The 18,031-nt window shown below is 68.6% G+C and carries 20 protein-coding genes; 12 read left to right on the top strand and 8 right to left on the bottom strand.

Features of this window, described 5'->3' with window-relative positions; genetic code table 11:
• Positions 1 to 11: 11 nt before the first annotated feature.
• The 6 genes from AB6807_RS11400 to AB6807_RS11375 form a co-directional block, all read right to left on the bottom strand.
• On the bottom strand, positions 12 to 626 hold the full coding sequence (locus AB6807_RS11400; RefSeq protein ID WP_371084606.1) for a LysE family transporter: 615 nt from the start codon (positions 624 to 626) through the stop codon (positions 12 to 14).
• A gap of 199 nt (positions 627 to 825) precedes the next feature.
• On the bottom strand, positions 826 to 1,467 hold the full coding sequence (gene rsmG / locus AB6807_RS11395) for a 16S rRNA (guanine(527)-N(7))-methyltransferase RsmG (protein WP_371084605.1): 642 nt from the start codon (positions 1,465 to 1,467) through the stop codon (positions 826 to 828).
• Positions 1,464 to 3,449 (bottom strand): tRNA uridine-5-carboxymethylaminomethyl(34) synthesis enzyme MnmG, encoded by a 1,986-nt coding sequence (mnmG, locus tag AB6807_RS11390; RefSeq protein WP_371084604.1) that lies wholly within the window; start codon positions 3,447 to 3,449, stop codon positions 1,464 to 1,466. Before mnmG ends, rsmG begins: the two co-directional genes overlap by 4 nt.
• Positions 3,450 to 3,625: 176 nt before the next feature.
• The gene (locus AB6807_RS11385) at positions 3,626 to 4,513 is read right to left on the bottom strand and encodes a transglutaminase family protein (protein WP_116911755.1); all 888 of its coding nucleotides are present in this window, start codon (positions 4,511 to 4,513) and stop codon (positions 3,626 to 3,628) included.
• Positions 4,514 to 4,523: 10 nt separating this feature from the next.
• A complete protein-coding gene (locus AB6807_RS11380; RefSeq protein ID WP_371084603.1) occupies positions 4,524 to 4,652 on the bottom strand; it encodes a hypothetical protein in 129 nt (42 codons plus the stop codon).
• Positions 4,652 to 4,837, bottom strand: coding sequence for a DUF1328 family protein (locus AB6807_RS11375; RefSeq protein WP_116911754.1), 186 nt, complete (start codon positions 4,835 to 4,837; stop codon positions 4,652 to 4,654). Before AB6807_RS11375 ends, AB6807_RS11380 begins: the two co-directional genes overlap by 1 nt.
• A gap of 197 nt (positions 4,838 to 5,034) precedes the next feature.
• On the opposite strand from AB6807_RS11375, the gene gstA reads away from it, so the two are divergent.
• The 7 genes from gstA (at position 5,035) to AB6807_RS11340 (ending at position 11,529) form a co-directional block, all read left to right on the top strand.
• On the top strand, positions 5,035 to 5,643 hold the full coding sequence (gstA, locus tag AB6807_RS11370) for a glutathione transferase GstA (protein ID WP_116911753.1): 609 nt from the start codon (positions 5,035 to 5,037) through the stop codon (positions 5,641 to 5,643).
• Positions 5,644 to 5,839: 196 nt separating this feature from the next.
• Complete coding sequence (locus AB6807_RS11365; RefSeq protein WP_371084602.1) at positions 5,840 to 6,583, top strand: enoyl-CoA hydratase/isomerase family protein; 744 nt, start codon at positions 5,840 to 5,842, stop codon at positions 6,581 to 6,583.
• Positions 6,580 to 8,499, top strand: coding sequence for an acyclic terpene utilization AtuA family protein (locus AB6807_RS11360; protein ID WP_371084601.1), 1,920 nt, complete (start codon positions 6,580 to 6,582; stop codon positions 8,497 to 8,499). The genes AB6807_RS11365 and AB6807_RS11360 overlap by 4 nt, the downstream gene beginning before the upstream one ends.
• A gap of 88 nt (positions 8,500 to 8,587) precedes the next feature.
• Positions 8,588 to 9,691 (top strand): alkene reductase, encoded by a 1,104-nt coding sequence (locus AB6807_RS11355; RefSeq protein ID WP_371084600.1) that lies wholly within the window; start codon positions 8,588 to 8,590, stop codon positions 9,689 to 9,691.
• A gap of 103 nt (positions 9,692 to 9,794) precedes the next feature.
• Positions 9,795 to 10,277 (top strand): RidA family protein, encoded by a 483-nt coding sequence (locus AB6807_RS11350; protein WP_371084599.1) that lies wholly within the window; start codon positions 9,795 to 9,797, stop codon positions 10,275 to 10,277.
• Positions 10,274 to 10,771 carry a GNAT family N-acetyltransferase gene (locus tag AB6807_RS11345; RefSeq protein WP_371084598.1) on the top strand — a complete coding sequence of 166 codons (498 nt, stop codon included), beginning with the start codon at positions 10,274 to 10,276 and terminating at the stop codon, positions 10,769 to 10,771. The genes AB6807_RS11350 and AB6807_RS11345 overlap by 4 nt, the downstream gene beginning before the upstream one ends.
• 8 nt (positions 10,772 to 10,779) lie before the next feature.
• Positions 10,780 to 11,529 (top strand): VOC family protein, encoded by a 750-nt coding sequence (locus AB6807_RS11340; RefSeq protein WP_371084597.1) that lies wholly within the window; start codon positions 10,780 to 10,782, stop codon positions 11,527 to 11,529.
• 78 nt (positions 11,530 to 11,607) lie between these two features.
• On the opposite strand, the gene AB6807_RS11335 is transcribed toward AB6807_RS11340, so the two are convergent.
• The gene (locus tag AB6807_RS11335; RefSeq protein WP_371084596.1) at positions 11,608 to 13,008 is read right to left on the bottom strand and encodes a sensor histidine kinase; all 1,401 of its coding nucleotides are present in this window, start codon (positions 13,006 to 13,008) and stop codon (positions 11,608 to 11,610) included.
• 7 nt (positions 13,009 to 13,015) lie between these two features.
• Entirely contained in the window at positions 13,016 to 13,705 is a 690-nt protein-coding gene (locus AB6807_RS11330) for a response regulator transcription factor (protein WP_116911749.1), read from the bottom strand.
• A gap of 140 nt (positions 13,706 to 13,845) precedes the next feature.
• On the opposite strand from AB6807_RS11330, the gene AB6807_RS11325 reads away from it, so the two are divergent.
• From AB6807_RS11325 to AB6807_RS11305, 5 genes are read left to right on the top strand one after another with little or no spacing between them, the layout of a single operon-like run.
• Entirely contained in the window at positions 13,846 to 14,706 is an 861-nt protein-coding gene (locus AB6807_RS11325) for a carboxylesterase (protein ID WP_116911748.1), read from the top strand.
• A 35-nt stretch (positions 14,707 to 14,741) separates the two neighbouring features.
• Positions 14,742 to 15,050, top strand: a complete 309-nt coding sequence (locus tag AB6807_RS11320) for a phosphopantetheine-binding protein (RefSeq protein WP_116911747.1) — start codon at positions 14,742 to 14,744, stop codon at positions 15,048 to 15,050.
• Positions 15,047 to 16,327, top strand: coding sequence for a beta-ketoacyl synthase (locus AB6807_RS11315; protein ID WP_371084595.1), 1,281 nt, complete (start codon positions 15,047 to 15,049; stop codon positions 16,325 to 16,327). The genes AB6807_RS11320 and AB6807_RS11315 overlap by 4 nt, the downstream gene beginning before the upstream one ends.
• Positions 16,328 to 16,376: 49 nt before the next feature.
• On the top strand, positions 16,377 to 17,504 hold the full coding sequence (locus tag AB6807_RS11310) for a sterol desaturase family protein (protein ID WP_371084594.1): 1,128 nt from the start codon (positions 16,377 to 16,379) through the stop codon (positions 17,502 to 17,504).
• A 43-nt stretch (positions 17,505 to 17,547) separates the two neighbouring features.
• Positions 17,548 to 18,030 carry an N-acetyltransferase family protein gene (locus AB6807_RS11305; protein WP_371084593.1) on the top strand — a complete coding sequence of 161 codons (483 nt, stop codon included), beginning with the start codon at positions 17,548 to 17,550 and terminating at the stop codon, positions 18,028 to 18,030.
• Position 18,031 lies beyond the last annotated feature (1 nt).

Below are 18,031 nucleotides of genomic sequence, written 5' to 3'. Positions count from 1 at the left end.
CGGGAGGTCGATCAGCGGGAAATTGCGAGCTTGATGCCGAAGGCAATCAGGAAGGTGCCGGCCAGCTTCTCGAGCGTGCTGGAAATGCGCGGGTTGGCGCGGATGCGCTCGGCCAGGAAGTGCGTGAGCAGCGTGGAGGTCAGCCCGTACAGGAAGGTCAGCGCGGAAATGGTGACGGCCATGGCGCCGAAGGTGACCAGGCCCTGGTGGCGGGCCGGGTCCACGAACAGCGGAAAGAAGGCCATGTAGAACACGATGGCCTTCGGGTTCAGCAAGGTGATGGTGAAGGCCTGGCGCAGGAAGTGGCTGGGCTTGATGTTGAGGATGGGCGCCGAGCCCGGCTTGGCCAGCAGCATCCTGAGGCCCAGCCACGCCAGGTAGCCCGCGCCCAGCCACTGCACCGCCTTGAAAGCGGCAGGGTAAGCAGCCAGCACCGCCGAGACACCGGCCACAGCCGCCCACATCAGGCATTGGTCCCCCAGGATGACGCCCGACGTGGCCGCCAAGCCGCCGCGAATGCCGCCTTTGCTGGTCGAGGTGATCAGCGCTAGGTTGCCAGGGCCGGGAATCAGGAGGAACAAGACGATGGCGGCGACGAATGCGCCGTAGTCAGCGATGCCGAACATGGGATTGCCTCAAAAAAGAGCGCCGGACAGACGGGAAGCGGGGGAAGAGCGACGAAAGGCGGGAGGCATCGAGTCTAAGCGAGCACGCCGCGGCAGAGGCGGTTCGGGCACCGGCTTTTGCCGGCGCCACGCGTTCTTTTACGGAATCGAACGCAAATCCGGGCGTCGGTGGCCCGAGCGGCCAGCGTGGCCCAAGCTATCAGTCAGCTTCTTTGCGCGCCCAGACGATGCAGCGTTCCGCATCGAGGCCCGGAACCGTCAGTTGTTCCACGTGAAACACTGCCACGCCTTTGGGCAAGACAGCGAGTTCGTCGCTGGGAATCTTGCCCTTCATTGCGAGCCAGACGCCGCCCGACGCCAACAGGTTCATCGAGCCGTTGAAGAAGTCGGGCAGCGAGGCGAACGCCCGCGAGCTGATGACTTCATAGCTGCCCGCCAGCGATTCGACCCGTGCGTGCAGGCCGCGCAGGTTGGGCAGCTCCAGCTCTGCCGAAACTTGCTGCACGAAGGCTGCCTTCTTGGCTACCGCATCGAGGCAAGTCACTTCCAGGTCGGGCCGCATGATCGCGATCACCACGCCCGGCAGCCCACCGCCAGAGCCCACGTCGAGCAGCTTGCCCTTCCCTGCCCACTCTCGCTGCAGCGGCGCAACCGCCGCCAGGCTGTCGAGCAGATGGTGTGTGAGCACGATGGCCGGGTCGCGCAAGGCCGTGAGGTTGTAGACCTTGTTCCACTTGAGCATCAGCGTGCCGTAGGCCAGCAGCTGCTCGCCCTGGCGGTCGGACAGGGCCACGCCCATGGCGGCTGCGCCTGCGCGCAGCGTGTCGATCGGCGCCGTCATTCAGCGGACTGCGGCTCGGTGGCTGCTTCCGTGGCGGTGGTTGATGCGTTCGATGTACCTTCAGCGTCCCGGGCAAAGGCCTTGTGGCCGCCCTTTCGCAGGTGAATCATCAGCAACGAGATGGCTGCGGGTGTGACGCCAGAGATGCGCGAGGCCAGGCCCAGCGTCTCGGGGCGGTGCTTGTCCAGCTTCTGGCGCACCTCGAAGCTCAATGCCTTGACCTGTCCGTAGTCAAAATCAGCCGGCAGCTTCAGGTTCTCGAAGTGCGATGCGCGCTCCACCTCGTCGTGCTGGCGCTCGATGTATCCGGAGTACTTAGCCGAAATCTCGATCTGCTCGACTTCGGTTTCGCTCAGCGCTGCCGGGGCGTCGTACTTGCCGCCGTCCAGCGACATCAGCGTCTTGTAGTTCACATCGGGCCGGCGCAGCAGGTCGGCCAGGTTGTATTCGTGGTCGATGGCCTTGCCCAGTACTCGCTCCGATTCCGACGCCGGCAGGTTGCGCGGGTTCACCCAGATCGACTTGAGCCGCTCTGTTTCACGTGAAACAGCATCGCGCTTTCGGCTGAAAGCGTCCCAGCGCGCGTCGTCCACCAAGCCCAGCTTGCGCCCTGCTTCGGTCAAACGCATGTCGGCGTTGTCTTCGCGCAGCTGCAGACGGAACTCCGCACGGCTGGTGAACATGCGGTACGGCTCGGTCACGCCCTTGGTGATCAGGTCGTCGACCAGCACGCCCAGGTAGGCCTCGTCGCGGCGCGGCAGCCAGGCATCTTCGCCACGGCATTGCAGCGCGGCATTGATGCCGGCAAACAAGCCCTGGGCCGCGGCTTCTTCGTAGCCCGTGGTGCCGTTAATTTGTCCGGCAAAGAACAGGCCCTGCACCGAGCGCGTTTCAAAGCTGCTCTTGAGTTCGCGCGGATCGAAGTAGTCGTACTCGATGGCGTAGCCGGGGCGCAGGATGTGCGCGTTCTCCAGGCCCGGCATCGAGCGCACCAGCTGGTACTGGATGTCGAACGGCAGGCTGGTCGAAATCCCGTTCGGGTAGTACTCGTTGGTCGTCAGGCCTTCGGGTTCCAGGAAGATCTGGTGGCTGTCCTTGTCGGCGAAGCGATTGATCTTGTCTTCCACGCTCGGGCAATAGCGCGGGCCCACGCCGTCGATCTTGCCGGTGAACATGGGGCTGCGGTCGAAGCCCGAGCGAATGATGTCGTGGGTGCGCGCGTTGGTGTGCGTCACCCAGCAGGCCATCTGCTTCGGGTGCATGTCCGCACGGCCCATGAAGCTGAACACAGGCATCGGCCCTGCCCCGCCCGGCATGCCGTCGCCGGGCTGCTCGGTGCACTTCGAGAAATCGATGCTGCGCCCGTCCAGGCGCGGCGGCGTGCCCGTCTTCAACCGGCCTTGCGGCAGCTTCAGTTCCTTGAGGCGCGCCGACAGGCTGATGGCCGGCGGATCGCCCGCGCGGCCGGCCTGATAGTTGTCGAGCCCGACATGGATGCGGCCATCGAGGAAAGTGCCCGCGGTCAGCACCACCGTGCGCGCACGGAAGGCGATGCCCACCTGCGTGACGGCGCCGACCACGCGGTCGCCCTCCACCATCAGGTCATCGACGGCTTGCTGGAACAGGCTCAGGTTCGGCTGGTTTTCCAGGCGATGGCGAATGGCCGCCTTGTACAGCACGCGGTCGGCCTGCGCACGGGTGGCGCGCACGGCCGGGCCCTTGCTCGAATTGAGAATGCGGAACTGAATGCCAGCTTCGTCCGTGGCAATGGCCATGGCACCGCCCAGCGCATCGACCTCCTTCACCAGGTGGCCCTTGCCGATGCCGCCGATGGAGGGATTGCAGCTCATCTGCCCCAGCGTCTCGATGTTGTGGGAGAGCAGCAGCGTCTTGGCGCCCATGCGCGCGGCGGCGAGCGCGGCTTCGGTGCCGGCATGGCCACCGCCGACGACGATCACGTCGAATTCTTCGGGGTACAGCATTTGAAATGGGGGCGCACAACGGAACGCGTGCGCGGCGCAAAAGGGGGCGCCAATTTTAATCGCCGAGGCCCCGTCGCGCCCGTTGTGTGGACAAGCTAGAGGGGCATGCCAAATCCAGCCCTAACGCCCATCGTTCATGGATAGTTTGCTATCTATTTGATAGCATTCAACCCGCATCAACCGGTGACTTCAGCCACTTGCACCACCGGCACCGGCTTTTCGATGCCCACCAGCTCCCCGGTCGGCGCCGGTGCCTTCGAGGGTTGCAGGCTCTCGTCCTGCAGTTCGCGGATGACCAGGCGCTTGTCGGTCATGCGCACGTTGCCGAAGATGGTGCAGAAGGCCACGTCCTTGGCATCGCGCCCGGTGCCCACGCGCACGAGCCGGTCGACCGGCGCCATGCGCGTCGCGTCGAACAACACCCACTGCCCGCCCAGCCACGCCTCGAATACCGCATGGAAGTCCTGCGGCGGTTCGTCGAACCACACGTAGCCCACCACCAGCCGCGCGGGGATGTTCAACGCACGGCAGAAAGTGATGCCCAGGTGGGCGAAGTCGCGGCACACGCCGGCACGTTCCACGAACACCTCGCGCGCGGTCGTGGTCGACACGCTGCTGCCGGGCTCGTAGGCGATGCTTTCGTGGATCCAGTCGACGATGGCCTGCACCCGGCCGATGCCCGGCGGCAGGTCGCCGAACAGCTGCTGCGCGCAACGCGACATCAGGTCCGACTCGCAATAGCGCGTCGGCATCATGTAGTGCAGCACCTCGTCGGGCACTTCGTTGACCGGCACTTCGCGCAGGTCGGGCGGCACGATGACGTGGGTGCGCTGCACGCTGGCCCGGTAGCTGATCTTCAGCGGGCCGGGCACCGCGTCGAAGCGGATGAAGCGGTTGCCGCTGCCCTCGTCGCAGAACACCTGCATCTCGGTCGGCGGCTCGATGCTGAGCACCTCGCTCACCACGGCCTGCGCACCGGAGCGCGCCGCCTCGATGTTCAGCAGCAGGTGGGCCGGCGCGACGACCTCGTAGTCGAGTTGCGCGTCGATGTGGGAGAGGTGCATGGGGTTCTTTTCAACGGTGTTCCTGCAACTGCCAGTGCGCCTGCGTCACCAGCAGCACCCGCAGCACGCGGTGCGCGGGGCTTTGCAACAGCAGGCCGAGTGGCCGCGCCCGCGGCCACTTCAGCTTGGCACGTCGCATCAGTCGATGGCTTTTTTCACCGCGCCCACGCCCAGGGCGGCGAGCACGACGAACAGCACGGCCAGCACCAGGAACAGGCCGAACAGCAGCTTGGCGATGCCGGCGGCACCGGCGGCCACGCCACCGAAGCCCAGAAGGGCGGCGACGAGAGAGATGACCGCAAAGATGATCGCGTACTTCAACATGGAGAACTCCTTCAATCAATCGGCGGGTCGTTCCCGCCGTGCGACGGAGCTTAGAAAAAGGGCCGCATCCGCCCGATAGTCGCCGCGCGCATGCCACCGTAGGACAAAAACGCGACGCCACCGGATGCGGCCGCTTCCGCTAGCATCCGCTGCGGTTTCTCACAACAATCACCTCGTCATCCACTGGAGTCATTCGAATGAAGCTGTATTACTCGCCGGGCGCCTGCTCGCTGTCGCCCCACATCGCGCTGCACGAGGCAGGCATTGCCATCGAACCCGTGCTGGCCAGCACCAAGAGCCACAAGCTGCAGGACGGCACCGACTACTACGGCATCAACCCGCTGGGCTACGTGCCGATGCTCGAGCTCGACGACGGCACGCGCCTGCGCGAAGGCCCGGCCATCCTGCAATACATCGCCGACCTGGCGCCCACCAAGAACCTGGCACCGGCCAACGGCACGCTGCAGCGCTACCGCCTGCAGGAGTGGCTGACCTTCATCGGCACCGAAGTGCACAAGACCTTCAGCCCGCTGTTCAACCCCAACATGCCCGAAGAAGCCAAGACCATCTTCAAGGACAAACTGGCCTCGCGCTTCAAGTGGATCGACAGCGAACTCGCCGGCAAGGACTACCTGATGGGCGAGCACTTCAGCGTGGCCGACGGCTACCTGTTCACCGTCACCAACTGGACCAAGCCCACGAACGTGGACATCTCCGCCTTCCCCAACCTGCAAGCCTGGCATGCGCGCGTGGGCGCCCGCCCTGCGGTGCAGGAAGCGCTGAAGGCCGAAGGCCTGCTGAAGTAAGCACGCCACGCGCAAGCGGCCGGAGCGTTCCCTCTTCAGGGAAAACCCGGCCTGCTTCAGCCACAAGCCGCATGAAGCGGCTTTTTTTTCGGGCGACGCTTGCTGCATGCCCGATACGTCTTCATCCCCTCCCCCCTCGCCTCCACCTTCACCGTCCCTTGCCCCCACCGCCACCTCGGCCGGGTTGCACGTGGACATGCGCGGCCCCGTCATGTGGCTCACCATCGCGCGCGAAGAGCGCCGCAACGCCATCGACGCCGCGGTGCTCGCGGGCCTCGCCGATGCGCTCGCGCGCGCCAACGCCGACACCGCCGTGCGCGCCGTGGTCATCACCGGCGCCGGCACGCGCGCCTTCTGCGCGGGCGCCGACCTGCAGAGCGGCACCTCGTTCAAGTTCGACTACGCCGCGCCCTACCAGGGCATGGCCAACCTGTTTCGCCAGGCCCGGCAATCGACCGTGCCGCTGATCGCGCGCGTCAACGGCGCGTGCATGGCCGGCGGCATGGGCCTCATGGCCATGTGCGACATGGCGGTGGCCAGCAGCCAGGCCGTGTTCGGCCTGCCCGAGGTGAAGGTCGGCGTGTTTCCCGCGCAGGTGCTCAGCGTGCTCGGCGGCCTGCTGCCGCGCCGCGTGCTGGCGCAGATGTGCATCACTGGCGAGCCCATCACGGCCGCGCAGGCGCTCGCGCTGAACCTCGTCAACCGCGTGAGCGACGACGTCGACGAGAGCGTCGACTGGCTGCTCGCGCGGATGCTCGACAAGTCGCCCACGGCCATCCGCCGCGGCCTGTACACCATGAAGAAGATCGAGGCGATGGCCTTCGAGGAATCGATGGCCTTCACCGAAAGCCAGATCGGCCTCTTCGCGCTGACCGAAGACGCCGCCGAAGGACAGCTCGCGTTCCGCGAGAAGCGCAAGCCGCAATGGAGTGGGCGATGAACGGCAACAACGGCAACAGCAGCAGCAGCAACAACGACGGCAAGGATTCGTCCCGCATCATCCGCATCGGCGGCGCCTCGGGCTTCTGGGGCGACAGCAGCGTGGGCGCGCCGCAGCTCGTGGCAAGCGGCCACATCGACTACCTGGTGTTCGACTACCTGGCCGAGCTGACGATGTCGATCCTGGCCGGCGCGCGGCTGAAGAAGCCCGAGCTGGGCTACGCGACCGATTTCGTTTCCGTCGCGATGAAGGCCGTGCTGAAAGACGTCGTGGCACAAGGCATTCGCGTGGTGAGCAACGCGGGCGGCGTCAACCCGCAGGGCTGCGCCGACGCGCTCGCCGCGCTGGCCGCCGAGCAAGGCGTGGCCTTGAAGATCGCGGTGGTGAGCGGCGACGACGTGTCCGCGCTGCTGCCGCAACTGCGCCAGCAGCAGCCACCCGTGCGCGAGCTGCAGAGCGGCGCCGCGCTGCCCGAGCGCGTGCTCACGGCCAACGCGTACCTGGGCGCGCGGCCCATCCAGGCGGCGCTCGATGCAGGCGCGCAGGTGGTCATCACCGGCCGCTGCGTCGATTCGGCCGTCACGCTGGGCGTGCTCATGCACGAGTTCGGCTGGCAGCCGGGCGACTTCGACCTGCTTGCCGCGGGCAGCCTCGCGGGCCACATCATCGAGTGCGGCTGCCAGGCCACCGGTGGCCTGCACACCGACTGGGACACCGTGCCCGACTGGCCGAACATCGGCTACCCCATCGTCGAATGCGGGGCGGACGGCAGCTTCGTGGTCACCAAGCCCGCGAACACCGGCGGCAAGCTCACGCCCGCCGTGGTGGCCGAGCAGATGCTCTACGAAATCGGCGACCCCGCGGCCTACCTGCTGCCCGACGTGGTGGCCGACTTCACGCAGGTGCGCATCGAACAGGCCGGCGCGCACCGCGTGCGCGTGCACGGCGCGCGCGGCCGCGCGCCCACCGCCAGCTACAAGGTGAGCGCCACCTACGTCGAGGGCTTCAAGACCGCGGCGCAACTCACCCTCGTCGGCTTCGACGCCGTGGCCAAGGCCCGGCGCACCGGCGAGGCCATCCTGGCGCGCACCGGCACGCTGTTCGCGCAGCAGGGCTTCGGCCCCTACAGCGGCACGCAGCTCGAGGTGCTGGGCGCGGAGTCTTGCTACGGCCCGCACGCGCAGACGCAGGTGCAGCACACGCGCGAGGCCGTGCTGCGGCTCGCGGTGACGCACCCGCGCAAGGAGGCGCTGGCGCTGTTCGCGCGCGAGGTGGCGCCGGCCGGCACCTCGTGGGCGCCGGGCACCACGGGGGCGGGCGGCGGGCGCGCGTCGGTGTCGCCGTCGATCCGGCAATACGCCTTCCTGCTCGACAAGTCGCGGGTGCAGCCCAGCGTGCACCTCGGCGCGGAGCGCATCGAGGTGCCGGGCACCGAAGCGCCGCCGACCGCAGCAGCGCCTTGCATTGCAGCAGCGCCTTCCATCGCCGCAACGCCCGCCGAGGCCCCGCAGGGCGATGCCGCACCCCGGGCCACGGACACCGTCGAAGTGCCCCTCCTGCGCCTCGCCTGGGCCCGCAGCGGGGACAAGGGCGACACGTCGAACATCGGCGTCATCGCGCGCCACCCCGCCCTGCTGCCGCTGCTGCGCGCGCAGCTCACCGAGGCGCGCGTGGCCGGCTGGCTCGCCCACCTCGTGCGGGGCCCGGTCACGCGCCACGAGGTGCCGGGCATCGACGCCTTCAACTTCGTCTGCGAGCAGGCGCTGGGCGGCGGCGGCATGGCCTCGCTGCGCAACGATCCGCTGGGCAAGGGCATGGGGCAGATCCTGCTGGCCATGCCGGTGCGGGTGAGCCCCGCGCTGCTGGGGTTGATCGCACCGCACGGGCCGAGCGGGTTGCACGGGCCGTTGTCCTAGCACTATTCGGGACAACCGTGCGACAGCAGGGTTGAGACCGCGCGCTTAGCCTTGCGCCTGTTTCACCTCTGTCCACCCCTTTTCAACGATGTCCACCCTCTTCGACCCCGTCCAGGCCGGCGACCTGCAGCTCGCCAACCGCATCGTGATGGCGCCGCTGACGCGCAATCGCTCGCCCAACGCGATCCCGCCCGACATCGCCGGCACCTACTACGCCCAGCGCGCCTCGGCCGGCCTGCTCATCACCGAGGCCACCGCCATCAGCCACCAGGGCCAGGGCTACTCCGACGTGCCCGGCCTGTACGGCACCGAGCAGCTCGACGCCTGGAAGCGCGTGACCGACGCGGTGCATGCCGAGGGCGGCAAGATCGTGGTGCAGCTGTGGCACGTGGGCCGCGTCTCGCACACCGAGCTGCAACCCGATGGCGGCAAGCCCGTGGCGCCCTCGGCCATCACCGCCAAGACCAAGACCGTGCTCATCAAGGACGGCGTGCCCAGCTTCGTGGAAACCTCCGAGCCGCGCGCGCTCGACGCGGCCGAGCTCCCCGGCATCGTCCACGCCTTCGCGGTGGCGGCACGCAGCGCGGTGGAAACCGCCGGCTTCGACGGCGTGGAACTGCATGGCGCCAACGGCTACCTGCTCGACCAGTTCCTGAAGGACGGCAGCAACAAGCGCACCGACGATTACGGCGGCAGCATCGAGAACCGCGCGCGCCTGCTGCTCGAGGCCACGCGCGCCGTGGTCGACGCGGTGGGCGGCGGCAAGACCGGCATTCGCCTGTCGCCCGTGACCCCGGCCAACGACGCGCACGACAGCAACCCGCAGCCGCTGTTCACCTACGTGGTGAAGCAGCTCGCGCAGCTGAACCTGGCGTACATCCACATCATCGAAGGCGCCACCGGCGGCCCGCGCGAAATCGACGACCGCCCCTTCGACTACGAAGCGCTGAAGGCCGCCTACCGCGAAGCCGGCGGCAAGGGCGCATGGATGGTGAACAACGGCTACGACCGCCCGCTGGCCGAAGAAGCCGTGAAGGAAGGCGACGACCTCGTGGCCTTCGGCAAGCCCTTCATCTCCAACCCCGACCTGGTGCGCCGCCTGCGCGAGAACGCACCGCTGAACGAGCTCGACAAGGCCACCATGTACGGCGGCGGCGCCAAGGGCTACACGGACTACCCGACGCTGGCCTGAGCCGCCCGAGCCGCCTGACCCTGCCACGCAGGAGGGTCGGGGGCAGGAGGGCCATGGCAAGATGCGGCGGACCCATTCGTCCGCCACAGGAGACCCCACCGCCATGGCCCGCATAGCGCAACGACTGGCCGATTCAGGCCTCGTGCTGCCCCCTCCCGTGACGCCGCCGCCCGGCGTCGTGCTCCCCTTCCAGTTCGTGCGCGTCGTCGGCCGGCGCGCGTTGATCTCGGGCCACGGCCCGCTCGCCGCCGACGGCACCATCGCCGCGCCGCTGGGCAAGCTGGGGCGCGAAGTGAACGTCGAACAGGGCTACATGGCCGCGCGCCTCACCGCCCTTGCGATGCTCGGCAGCCTGCAGCGCGCGCTCGGCGACCTCGACCGCATCACCGCATGGACGCGCGTGTTCGGCATGGTCGCGTGCGCACCCGGCTTCGACAAGCAGCCGGCCGTGATCAACGGCTTCTCGGACCTCATCCTCGAACTCTTCGGCCCCGACATCGGCGCGCATTCGCGCAGCGCCGTGGGCATGGCGGAGCTGCCTTTCAACATCCCCGTGGAGATCGAGGGCGAGGTGGAGTTCGAGTGACGAGCAGCACCACGCCCACCAGCCAGCCCGCGCCCTGGACCTTGCGGCGCGCCACCGCCGAAGACGAAGCCGCCGTGGCGGCCTGCGCGCACGAGGCCTTTCGCATCTACATTCCGCGGCTCGGCGTCGAGCCGAGGCCGATGCAACGCGACTACGGCGAGGCCATTGCCAGCCTGCAGGTGTGGGTCGCCTCGCTGGCACAGCACACCGTGGCCGCGCTGCTGCTCGACGTGACCGACGAAGGCTTCCTGGTCGACGTGATCGCGGTGCTGCCGCCGCACCAGGGCACCCGCGTGGGCCGCGCATTGCTCGAGCTCGCCGAGCGCGAGGCCGTGCGCCAAGGCCATGCGTCGATCTACCTCTACACCAACGAGAAGATGACCGAGAACCGCGCGCTCTACCAGCGCATCGGCTACGTCGAATACAAACGTGAAACGCTCGACGGGCGCACGCGTGTCTACCTGCGCAAGCCCTTGCACGCACCATCGAAATGAAGGCCGCGATGCAGCTCGATCGCATCCACCACGTGGCCATCATCTGCGCCGACTACGCGGTGTCGAAGCGCTTCTACACCGAGGTGCTCGGCCTGCGCGTCGTCGCGGAAAACCACCGCGCTGCACGCGACTCATACAAACTCGACCTGGCCTTGCCGGACGGCTCGCAGATCGAGCTCTTCTCCTTTCCCGGTGCGCCGGCAAGGCCCACGCGGCCCGAGGCACAGGGGCTTCGTCACCTCTGCTTCGAGGTGCCCGATGTGCAGGCCGCGGCCGACAGGCTCGCGGCGCAAGGCGTTGCGGTGGAGCCGCTGCGCGTCGATGAATTCACCGGACGGCGCTTCACGTTCTTCGCCGATCCCGACGGGCTTCCGCTCGAGCTCTGCGAGGCTGCGCCGGCCGAAGACCTCGATGCGCTGCTGCTGGAACTCGAGGGCGCGCTTCACCTGCGTGAGGTGCGTGCGAGCGCCGCGCAGCTCGAGGAATTGCTCGACGACGCGTTCCATGAACTCGGCGTGTCGGGCACCGTGTGGACACGCGCCGCCATCGTCGAGGCGTTGCGCGACGAGGCGTTCTCGGAACGCACGATGACGGACTTTCGCGTGCTGCGCATGGCGAGCGACGTGGCGCTGGTGACGTACCGCGTGCACCGCGAGGCCAATGCACAAAGGCCTGCGGCGGATTCGTTGCGCAGCTCGTTGTGGAAGTGCAGGCAGGGGCGGTGGCGGATGGTGTTTCACCAGGGCACGCCGCTGTAGCCGGAGGTGGTTTTTCTCCTTCCCCCTCTGGGGGAAGGCAGGGATGGGGGCAGGCCTTCGAACAGGCGCTGAGCGTCCCTAAACCTCGCCGAACGCCACGCTCACACGCAGCCCCGTCGGCTCCGCCGCTTCCAGCCGCAGCTCCGCCCCCAGCAGCTCCGCATAACGCGACACGATCGACAGCCCCAGCCCCGAGCCCTGCCCCAGCTTCTGCCCCTCGGGCCCCTGCGCCCAACGCTGCATCAGGTCGCGCTGCGCCTCCAGCGGAATGCCCGGCCCGTCGTCGATCACGCTCAGCGTGCGGCCCGCCAGCTCGACCGTGATGGTCTGCCCGCCGTAGCGCAGCGCGTTGTCGATCAGGTTGTCGAGAATGCCCTCCACCAGCGCTTCGTTGGCCAGCACGACCACGCCGTCGTCCAGGCCGCGCGCGCCCAAATCGACGCCGCGCGCATCGGCCTTCGCAAGGTGGCGCAGCACCGTCTGCTCGGCCAGCACGTCGAGGCGCACCGGCGCGCGCTCCAGGCTCGCGCGCGCTTCCTCGGCCAGCGCCAGCGCCAGCAGCTGGTCGATCAGGTGGCTCGCGCGGCCCTGGCGTTCCGAGACGCGCTCCAGCTGCTCGCGCCACACCGCGGTGTCGTGCTGCGCCAAGCCGTATTCGGCCAGCGCGCGAATGCCCGCGAGCGGCGTGCGCAGTTCGTGCGCCACGTTGCCCACGAACTCGCGCTGCGCCTGCACGCTCTGGCCGAGCCGCTCGAACAGCGAGTTCACCGCGTTGCCCAGGCGCTGCAGCTCGCGCGATGTCTCGGCCACGGCCACCGGAGACAGGTCGTGCACGTCGCGCCGGTCGAGCGCGCGCTGCAGGTCGCCCAGCGGGCGCAGGTCGCTGCGAATGCCGTACCACAGCCAGATGGCCAGCAGCACCAGCAGCAATATCTGCGGGGCCAGCGCATAGCCCAGCAGCTGGCGCACCAGCGCGGTCCGGCTCAGCGTGGTCTGCGCAATGATCACGCGGTAGGGCATGCTGATGTCGGGCTCGGCGTCGTGCTCGAGCACCACCGCGCGCAGCACGCTGCCTTCGTAGTTGATGTCCGAAAAGCGGTAGCGCGCGCCGTCGATCGGCAGCGGCGCCTCCAGCCCCGACTGCCCCGAGATGAGCGTGCCGTCCAGCCGCTGCACCGCGAAGTACACCTTGTCGACCTGGTCGAACAGCACCGTGGCCACCTCGCGCGGCGTGAGCAGCAGCTCGATGCCGCGCTCGCCCGCCTGCACGTTGGCCGACAGCGCGTACGCGTCGTCGAGCATGCCGCGGTCGAAAGCCTGTTCCGAAAAGTAGTTGGCGATGACCAGCGCGATGACCGCGCCGACCATCCACGTGAGCGCCAGCGGCACCAGCACGTTGCGCAGCACGCGCCGCGTGAGCGACGGTGCGGGTCGCGGTTTCTTCGGCTCCTGCAGCCGTTCTTTCGCGGGTACGGTCACGCGCGGATCAGAGCTCGGCCTCGAGCAGGTAGCCGATGCCGCGCAGCGTGCGAATGCCCGCGCCCGTGCCCTGCAGCTTCTTGCGCAGGCGCGAGATGAAGGCCTCCAGCGCGTTGTCGCCCAGCGACTCGTCGAAGCTGGAGAGCTTGTCGGACAGCGCCCGCTTGCTCACCGTGCGCCCCGGCGGGCTCATGAGCTCCCACAGCACCTCGAACTCGCGCGCCGGCAGGTCGAGCGGGCCGCTCGCGGTGGAAAAGCGCCGCGCCTTGCGGTCGAGCTTCAGCTGCCCCAGCAGCACGATGTCCTCGGTGCCCTTGGCGCGGCGCACCAGCGCGCGCAGGCGCGCTTCGACCTCGGCCAGGTCGAAGGGCTTGCCCAGGTAGTCGTCGGCGCCGGCATCGAGGCCGGCAATGCGCTCCTCGGTGCGACCGCGCGCGGTGAGCACCAGCACCGGCGTGCGGTCGCCGCGCGCACGCGCCTGGCGCAACGCGGTGAGGCCGCTGGCCAGGCCGCTGGTGGGGCTGGCGGTGGCCGGCAGGTTGAGGTCGAGCAGCACAGCATCGAAGGGTTGCACGCGCCACAGGTGGTCGGCGTCCTCGACGTTGGTGGACACATCGACGCGGTGGCCCGCATCGGCCAGGCTGCGAACCATCACGTCACGCAGGACGGCGTCGTCTTCGACAAGCAGAATTCGCATCGTATTTAAGGAATGGTTAAGGGTGGGCTGCCCTGCGAGCGATGGGTCAGCGGCCCGTCAGTCGCTCCAAGCGATAAACGCTGCATGAGCATACGACAGCCACACGAAATACGCGCCACTTTCATGGCCGGCGCCAAGCGATGAGTGCACGCGAACCCTCCGATCAGTTGAGCATGGTGCCACCCGAGGTGCAACGCACCGCGGTGGTCCTGCTGCACGGTTTATGCAGCACGCCTGACGAGTTGCTGACCGTGCAGTCCGCGCTGCGCAGCCGCGGCTACTCGGTGCATCCGCTGGTCATCGAGGGCTACTCGTTCGACGCCGGCGCGCCCCTGCAGCACGCGGCGCCGTACGAGCGCTGGATCGACGCGATCCAGGCGCAGGTGAAGGCGCTGCGCGCGCAGCACGACCGCGTGATGCTGGTCGGCATTTCGGCCGGCTCGTCGCTCGCGCTCGGCGCGGCCATCCGCTGCGGCGACGACGTCGATGCGCTGGTGCTCATGTCGACCACGCTGCGCTTCGACGGCTGGGCCATTCCGCGCACGCAGTTCCTGCTGCCGCTGGCCTTCTACACGCCGCTGGGCCGGTGGTGGCAGTACCGCGAGCGCCCGCCCTACGGCGTGAAGAACGAACGCGTGCGCGCCTGGATCGAGCGCGAGCTGCGCCACCGCAAGGTCTCGCGCGCCGGCAGCTCCGTCATCGGCGTGGGCCACCTGCGCGAGCACGACCGGCTCATTCGCCACGTGCGGCGCAACCTCAACAACGTGCAATGCGCCAACGTGCTCGCATTGCATGCCCAGCAGGACGAGGTGGCCAGCGTGGCCAACCTCGACATCCTGGCGCGCGGCCTGCGCTGCCGCGCGTTCCGCACCGTGGTGGTCGCGAACAGCTACCACATGATCACGATCGACAACGACCGCCAGCAGGTCGTGCGCGAAACCGTGTCGTTCGCCGATGCGGTGGCGCATGGCACGATGCCCGAGCATCCGCTGTACGCCTGAGCCCCACAGACCCCGCCTGAAAGGAAAGCATCTCCATGTCGTCTTCCGCTTCTTCCGCCTCCGCTTCGCCCACCTTCAACAGCATCGCCACCATCCTGGCGACCGACTTCCGCCTCGAGCGCTCGGCCATCTCGCCGAGCACCGCGCTGTCGGACCTCGGCCTGGACTCGCTCGCGCTGATGGAGTTCGTCTTCGCCGTCGAAGACGCCTTCCACCTGCGCATTCCCGAAGACCGCCTCGACCCGCGCGAAGCCGGCATCACGCTGCAGCGCCTGTGCGAAGTGATCGACGCCGAGAGCAGCGACGCCGCCGTGTCGGGCCAGACCGCCGAAGCGACCGCATGAGCAGCGGCGCCGCCCACGCCGTACTTGCCGCCTCGGCCGCGCGCGCTGCTTCGGCACCGGTGCGCGTGAGCGGCATCGGTTTCGTCACCCCCATCGGCCGCACCGTGGAAGCCTTCGACGACGCGTTGTTCGCCGGCCGCTCGGCCGTGCGTTCGCACACGCTCGAGATCAAGGGCATGGACACCGTGCAGCTGGCCGTGGCCGCCTGCGAGTTCGACTCCAACGGCGTGCGCAGCACTTCGCGCCTGCCTCTCGACCGCGGCACCGCCATGGCGCTGGCCGCCGCGCAGGACGCGGCGGGCGAAGCCGGGCTCGACCTCGGCACGCTCGACCGCGAACGCCTGGGCATCTTCTGGGGCAGCGGCCTCGCGGGTGCCGGCACCTTCGACAACACCACCAGCGCGCTGTACGGCGAGCAGCGCCGCATGCGCCCGACCACCGTGCTTACCGTGATGCCCAACGCGGCCGTGGCCGAGCTGGCGCTGCACTTCGGCGCGCGCGGCGCAGCCATTGCGTACGCCTGCGCCTGCGCCTCCTCGGCCGTGGCCATCGGCGAGGCGATGCGCGCCATTCGCGGCGGCTGGATCGACGTGGCCATCGTCGGCGGGCACGACGCCATGCTCACCCCCGGCGTGCTGGCCAGCTGGAACGCCATGCGCGTGATGGCGCCGCCGCCGGCCGACGCACCCGCTTCGGCCTGCCGCCCCTTCTCGGGCGACCGCGCGGGCTTCGCCATCGGCGAAGGCGCCGCGGCGCTGGTGCTCGAATCGGAAGCGCACGCAGCCGCGCGCGGCGCGCAAGCCGCGCCCTTCGTGCTCGCGGGCTACGCCACCAACTGCGACGGCACCCACATCACCAACCCCGACAGCGCGGGCCAGGTGCGCGCCATGCGCGCCGCGCTGCGCGACGCGGGCATCGAGGCATCGGACGTGGGCCACATCAACGCGCACGGCACCGCCACCTCGGCCGGCGACGCCGCGGAAGCCGCGTCGATCCGCGAGGTGTTCGGCCAGGCCACGCCGGTCAGCGCGACCAAGGCCATCCACGGCCACGTGCTCGGCGGCGGCGGTGCCATCGAGCTCATCGCCGCATTGCGCGCGCTGGCACGTGAAAGCTTGCCGCCCATCGCCAACCTGCAGGCACCCGACGCCGCGTTCGAGCTGGACTTCGTCCAGGGCGAGGCGCGCGAGGCCAAGGGCTTGCGCTACGCGCTGTCCAACTCCTTCGCTTTCGGCGGCACCAACGCCGTGATCGTGGCCGGCCGCGCGTCGCAGTGACCCGCCGACGCTGAAGATTCACTGAACGCTTGCTGAAAAAAAGAACACGGTGCATCGGCTGGTCGTTTTCGTGGTGCCCGTGTTCGCGCTGCTCATGGCGTGCGAGTTCGCCTGGGGCTGGCTCAAGCGGCGCAACACCTACCGCTTCAGCGACACGCTCGGCAGCCTGAGCCAGGGGCTGCTGAGCCAGGCGCTGGCGGTGTGCACCCAGCTGTTCCAGATCGGGCTGTACGCCATGGTCTACCCGCTGGTCGCGGTGTGGACCCGGCCCGACTTCTGGGACAGCGCCGTCGGCTGGGTGCTGGCCGTGCTGCTGTTCGACTTCTTCGACTACTGGCTGCACCGCGCGGGCCACGAGTCGGCCGTGTTCTGGGCCGCGCACTCGGTGCACCACCAGAGCCAGCACTTCAACTTCTCCACCGCGCTGCGGCAGGAAAGCGCCGTGGCGTTCCTGGGCTGGGCGTTCTATTTGCCGATGGCGGTGGTGGGCGTGCCGCCCGAGCAGTTCGGGCTGGCGGGGCTGATCGTGCTGGTCTACCAGTTCTGGATCCACACCGAGCACATTGGAAAGCTGGGCTGGTTCGACCGCGTGTTCTCCTCGCCGTCGAACCACCGCGTGCACCACGCGGTGAACGACGGCTATGTAGACCGCAACTACGGCGGCATGCTGGTGGTGTGGGACCGCCTGTTCGGCACCTTCGCCGAAGAAACCGAGCCCTGCGTGTACGGCACGCGCAAGGCGCTGGCGAGCTTCGACCCGATGCGCGCCATCCTCGGACCCTACGTGCCGCTGCTGCGCGACGCATGGCACACGCGGCGCTGGCAGGACAAGGTCGCCGTGTGGTTCAAGCCGCCCGGGTGGCGGCCGGCGGATGTGGCGGCGCGTTTCCCTGAAGCGCCTTTTTCGCTGGAAGAGGCCAGGCACATCCACGACCCGGTGTTGACACGTGCGCAGGCCGCCTCGGCGTCGCTGCATTTCGCGGCGTGGGTCGGGGTGACGCTGGCTTTCCTGTGGCGCGCCGACGACCTGTCGTTCCACACCGGGCTGGCGCTGCTCGCCCTGGCGGTGGGCGGGTTCTGGGCCATCGGCGCGGTGCTCGACGGGCGGCTGCGGCTGCGATGGGCCTGGTGCGCGCAGCTGGTGTTGCTGGTGTTTTCGGCCTTGCTGCTCACCTGAGCCTCGCTATGCTCGGCGCCTTCATCGCTCCGAGGCTCTCACCATGCGCAGGTTGGCCACACCGGAAGACATCGACACCGTCTTCGCGGTCTACATGCACGAAAAGGTCGTTCCCTTCCTGGGCTACGACCCGATGCCGCTTGAAGACTTTCGTCCCATCTACCAGAGCCTGCTCGACAGCGGCTGCTTCTTCATCTACGAGCGCGAAGGCCGTGTCGCCGGCTTCTACCGTGCCACGCGCTACCCGGGCCGCGTGCAACACGTCGCGTGCCTCGGCACGCTGGCCGTCGACCCCGCGTTCCACGGCCAGGGCATCGCGCTGGCGATGGTGAGCGAGGCCATCGACACGCTCAAGGCCGCGGGCGTGAAGCGCATCGAGCTCTTCGCCGAAAGCGACAACGCGCCCGCGCTGCGCTTCTACGAAAAGCTGGGCTTCGAGCGCGAAGGCACGCTGCGCAAGTTCTACAAGCGCGCCGGCGAGGCCGACTACATCGACGAGTACGTGATGGCGCTGCTGGTCGACTGAC

Origin of the sequence: Variovorax sp. RCC_210 (assembly GCF_041355175.1) — a bacterium.
GTDB lineage: Bacteria > Pseudomonadota > Gammaproteobacteria > Burkholderiales > Burkholderiaceae_C > Variovorax.
This window is presented reverse-complemented; position numbering and strand designations above follow the sequence as displayed.

Excerpts from the sequence above, each read along its gene's own strand:
- AB6807_RS11305 (WP_371084593.1), top strand. The coding sequence starts at position 17,548 with ATGCGCAGGTTGGCCACACCGGAAGACATCGACACCGTCTTCGCGGTC.
- AB6807_RS11330 (WP_116911749.1), bottom strand. The coding sequence starts at position 13,705 with ATGCGAATTCTGCTTGTCGAAGACGACGCCGTCCTGCGTGACGTGATG.
- gstA (WP_116911753.1), top strand. The coding sequence starts at position 5,035 with ATGAAGCTGTATTACTCGCCGGGCGCCTGCTCGCTGTCGCCCCACATC.
- mnmG (WP_371084604.1), bottom strand. The coding sequence starts at position 3,449 with ATGCTGTACCCCGAAGAATTCGACGTGATCGTCGTCGGCGGTGGCCAT.
- AB6807_RS11340 (WP_371084597.1), top strand. The coding sequence starts at position 10,780 with ATGCAGCTCGATCGCATCCACCACGTGGCCATCATCTGCGCCGACTAC.
- AB6807_RS11380 (WP_371084603.1), bottom strand. The coding sequence starts at position 4,652 with ATGCGACGTGCCAAGCTGAAGTGGCCGCGGGCGCGGCCACTCGGCCTG.
- rsmG (WP_371084605.1), bottom strand. The coding sequence starts at position 1,467 with ATGACGGCGCCGATCGACACGCTGCGCGCAGGCGCAGCCGCCATGGGC.
- AB6807_RS11375 (WP_116911754.1), bottom strand. The coding sequence starts at position 4,837 with ATGTTGAAGTACGCGATCATCTTTGCGGTCATCTCTCTCGTCGCCGCC.
- AB6807_RS11350 (WP_371084599.1), top strand. The coding sequence starts at position 9,795 with ATGGCCCGCATAGCGCAACGACTGGCCGATTCAGGCCTCGTGCTGCCC.
- AB6807_RS11400 (WP_371084606.1), bottom strand. The coding sequence starts at position 626 with ATGTTCGGCATCGCTGACTACGGCGCATTCGTCGCCGCCATCGTCTTG.
- AB6807_RS11320 (WP_116911747.1), top strand. The coding sequence starts at position 14,742 with ATGTCGTCTTCCGCTTCTTCCGCCTCCGCTTCGCCCACCTTCAACAGC.
- AB6807_RS11315 (WP_371084595.1), top strand. The coding sequence starts at position 15,047 with ATGAGCAGCGGCGCCGCCCACGCCGTACTTGCCGCCTCGGCCGCGCGC.
- AB6807_RS11360 (WP_371084601.1), top strand. The coding sequence starts at position 6,580 with ATGAACGGCAACAACGGCAACAGCAGCAGCAGCAACAACGACGGCAAG.
- AB6807_RS11355 (WP_371084600.1), top strand. The coding sequence starts at position 8,588 with ATGTCCACCCTCTTCGACCCCGTCCAGGCCGGCGACCTGCAGCTCGCC.
- AB6807_RS11385 (WP_116911755.1), bottom strand. The coding sequence starts at position 4,513 with ATGCACCTCTCCCACATCGACGCGCAACTCGACTACGAGGTCGTCGCG.
- AB6807_RS11325 (WP_116911748.1), top strand. The coding sequence starts at position 13,846 with ATGAGTGCACGCGAACCCTCCGATCAGTTGAGCATGGTGCCACCCGAG.
- AB6807_RS11365 (WP_371084602.1), top strand. The coding sequence starts at position 5,840 with ATGCGCGGCCCCGTCATGTGGCTCACCATCGCGCGCGAAGAGCGCCGC.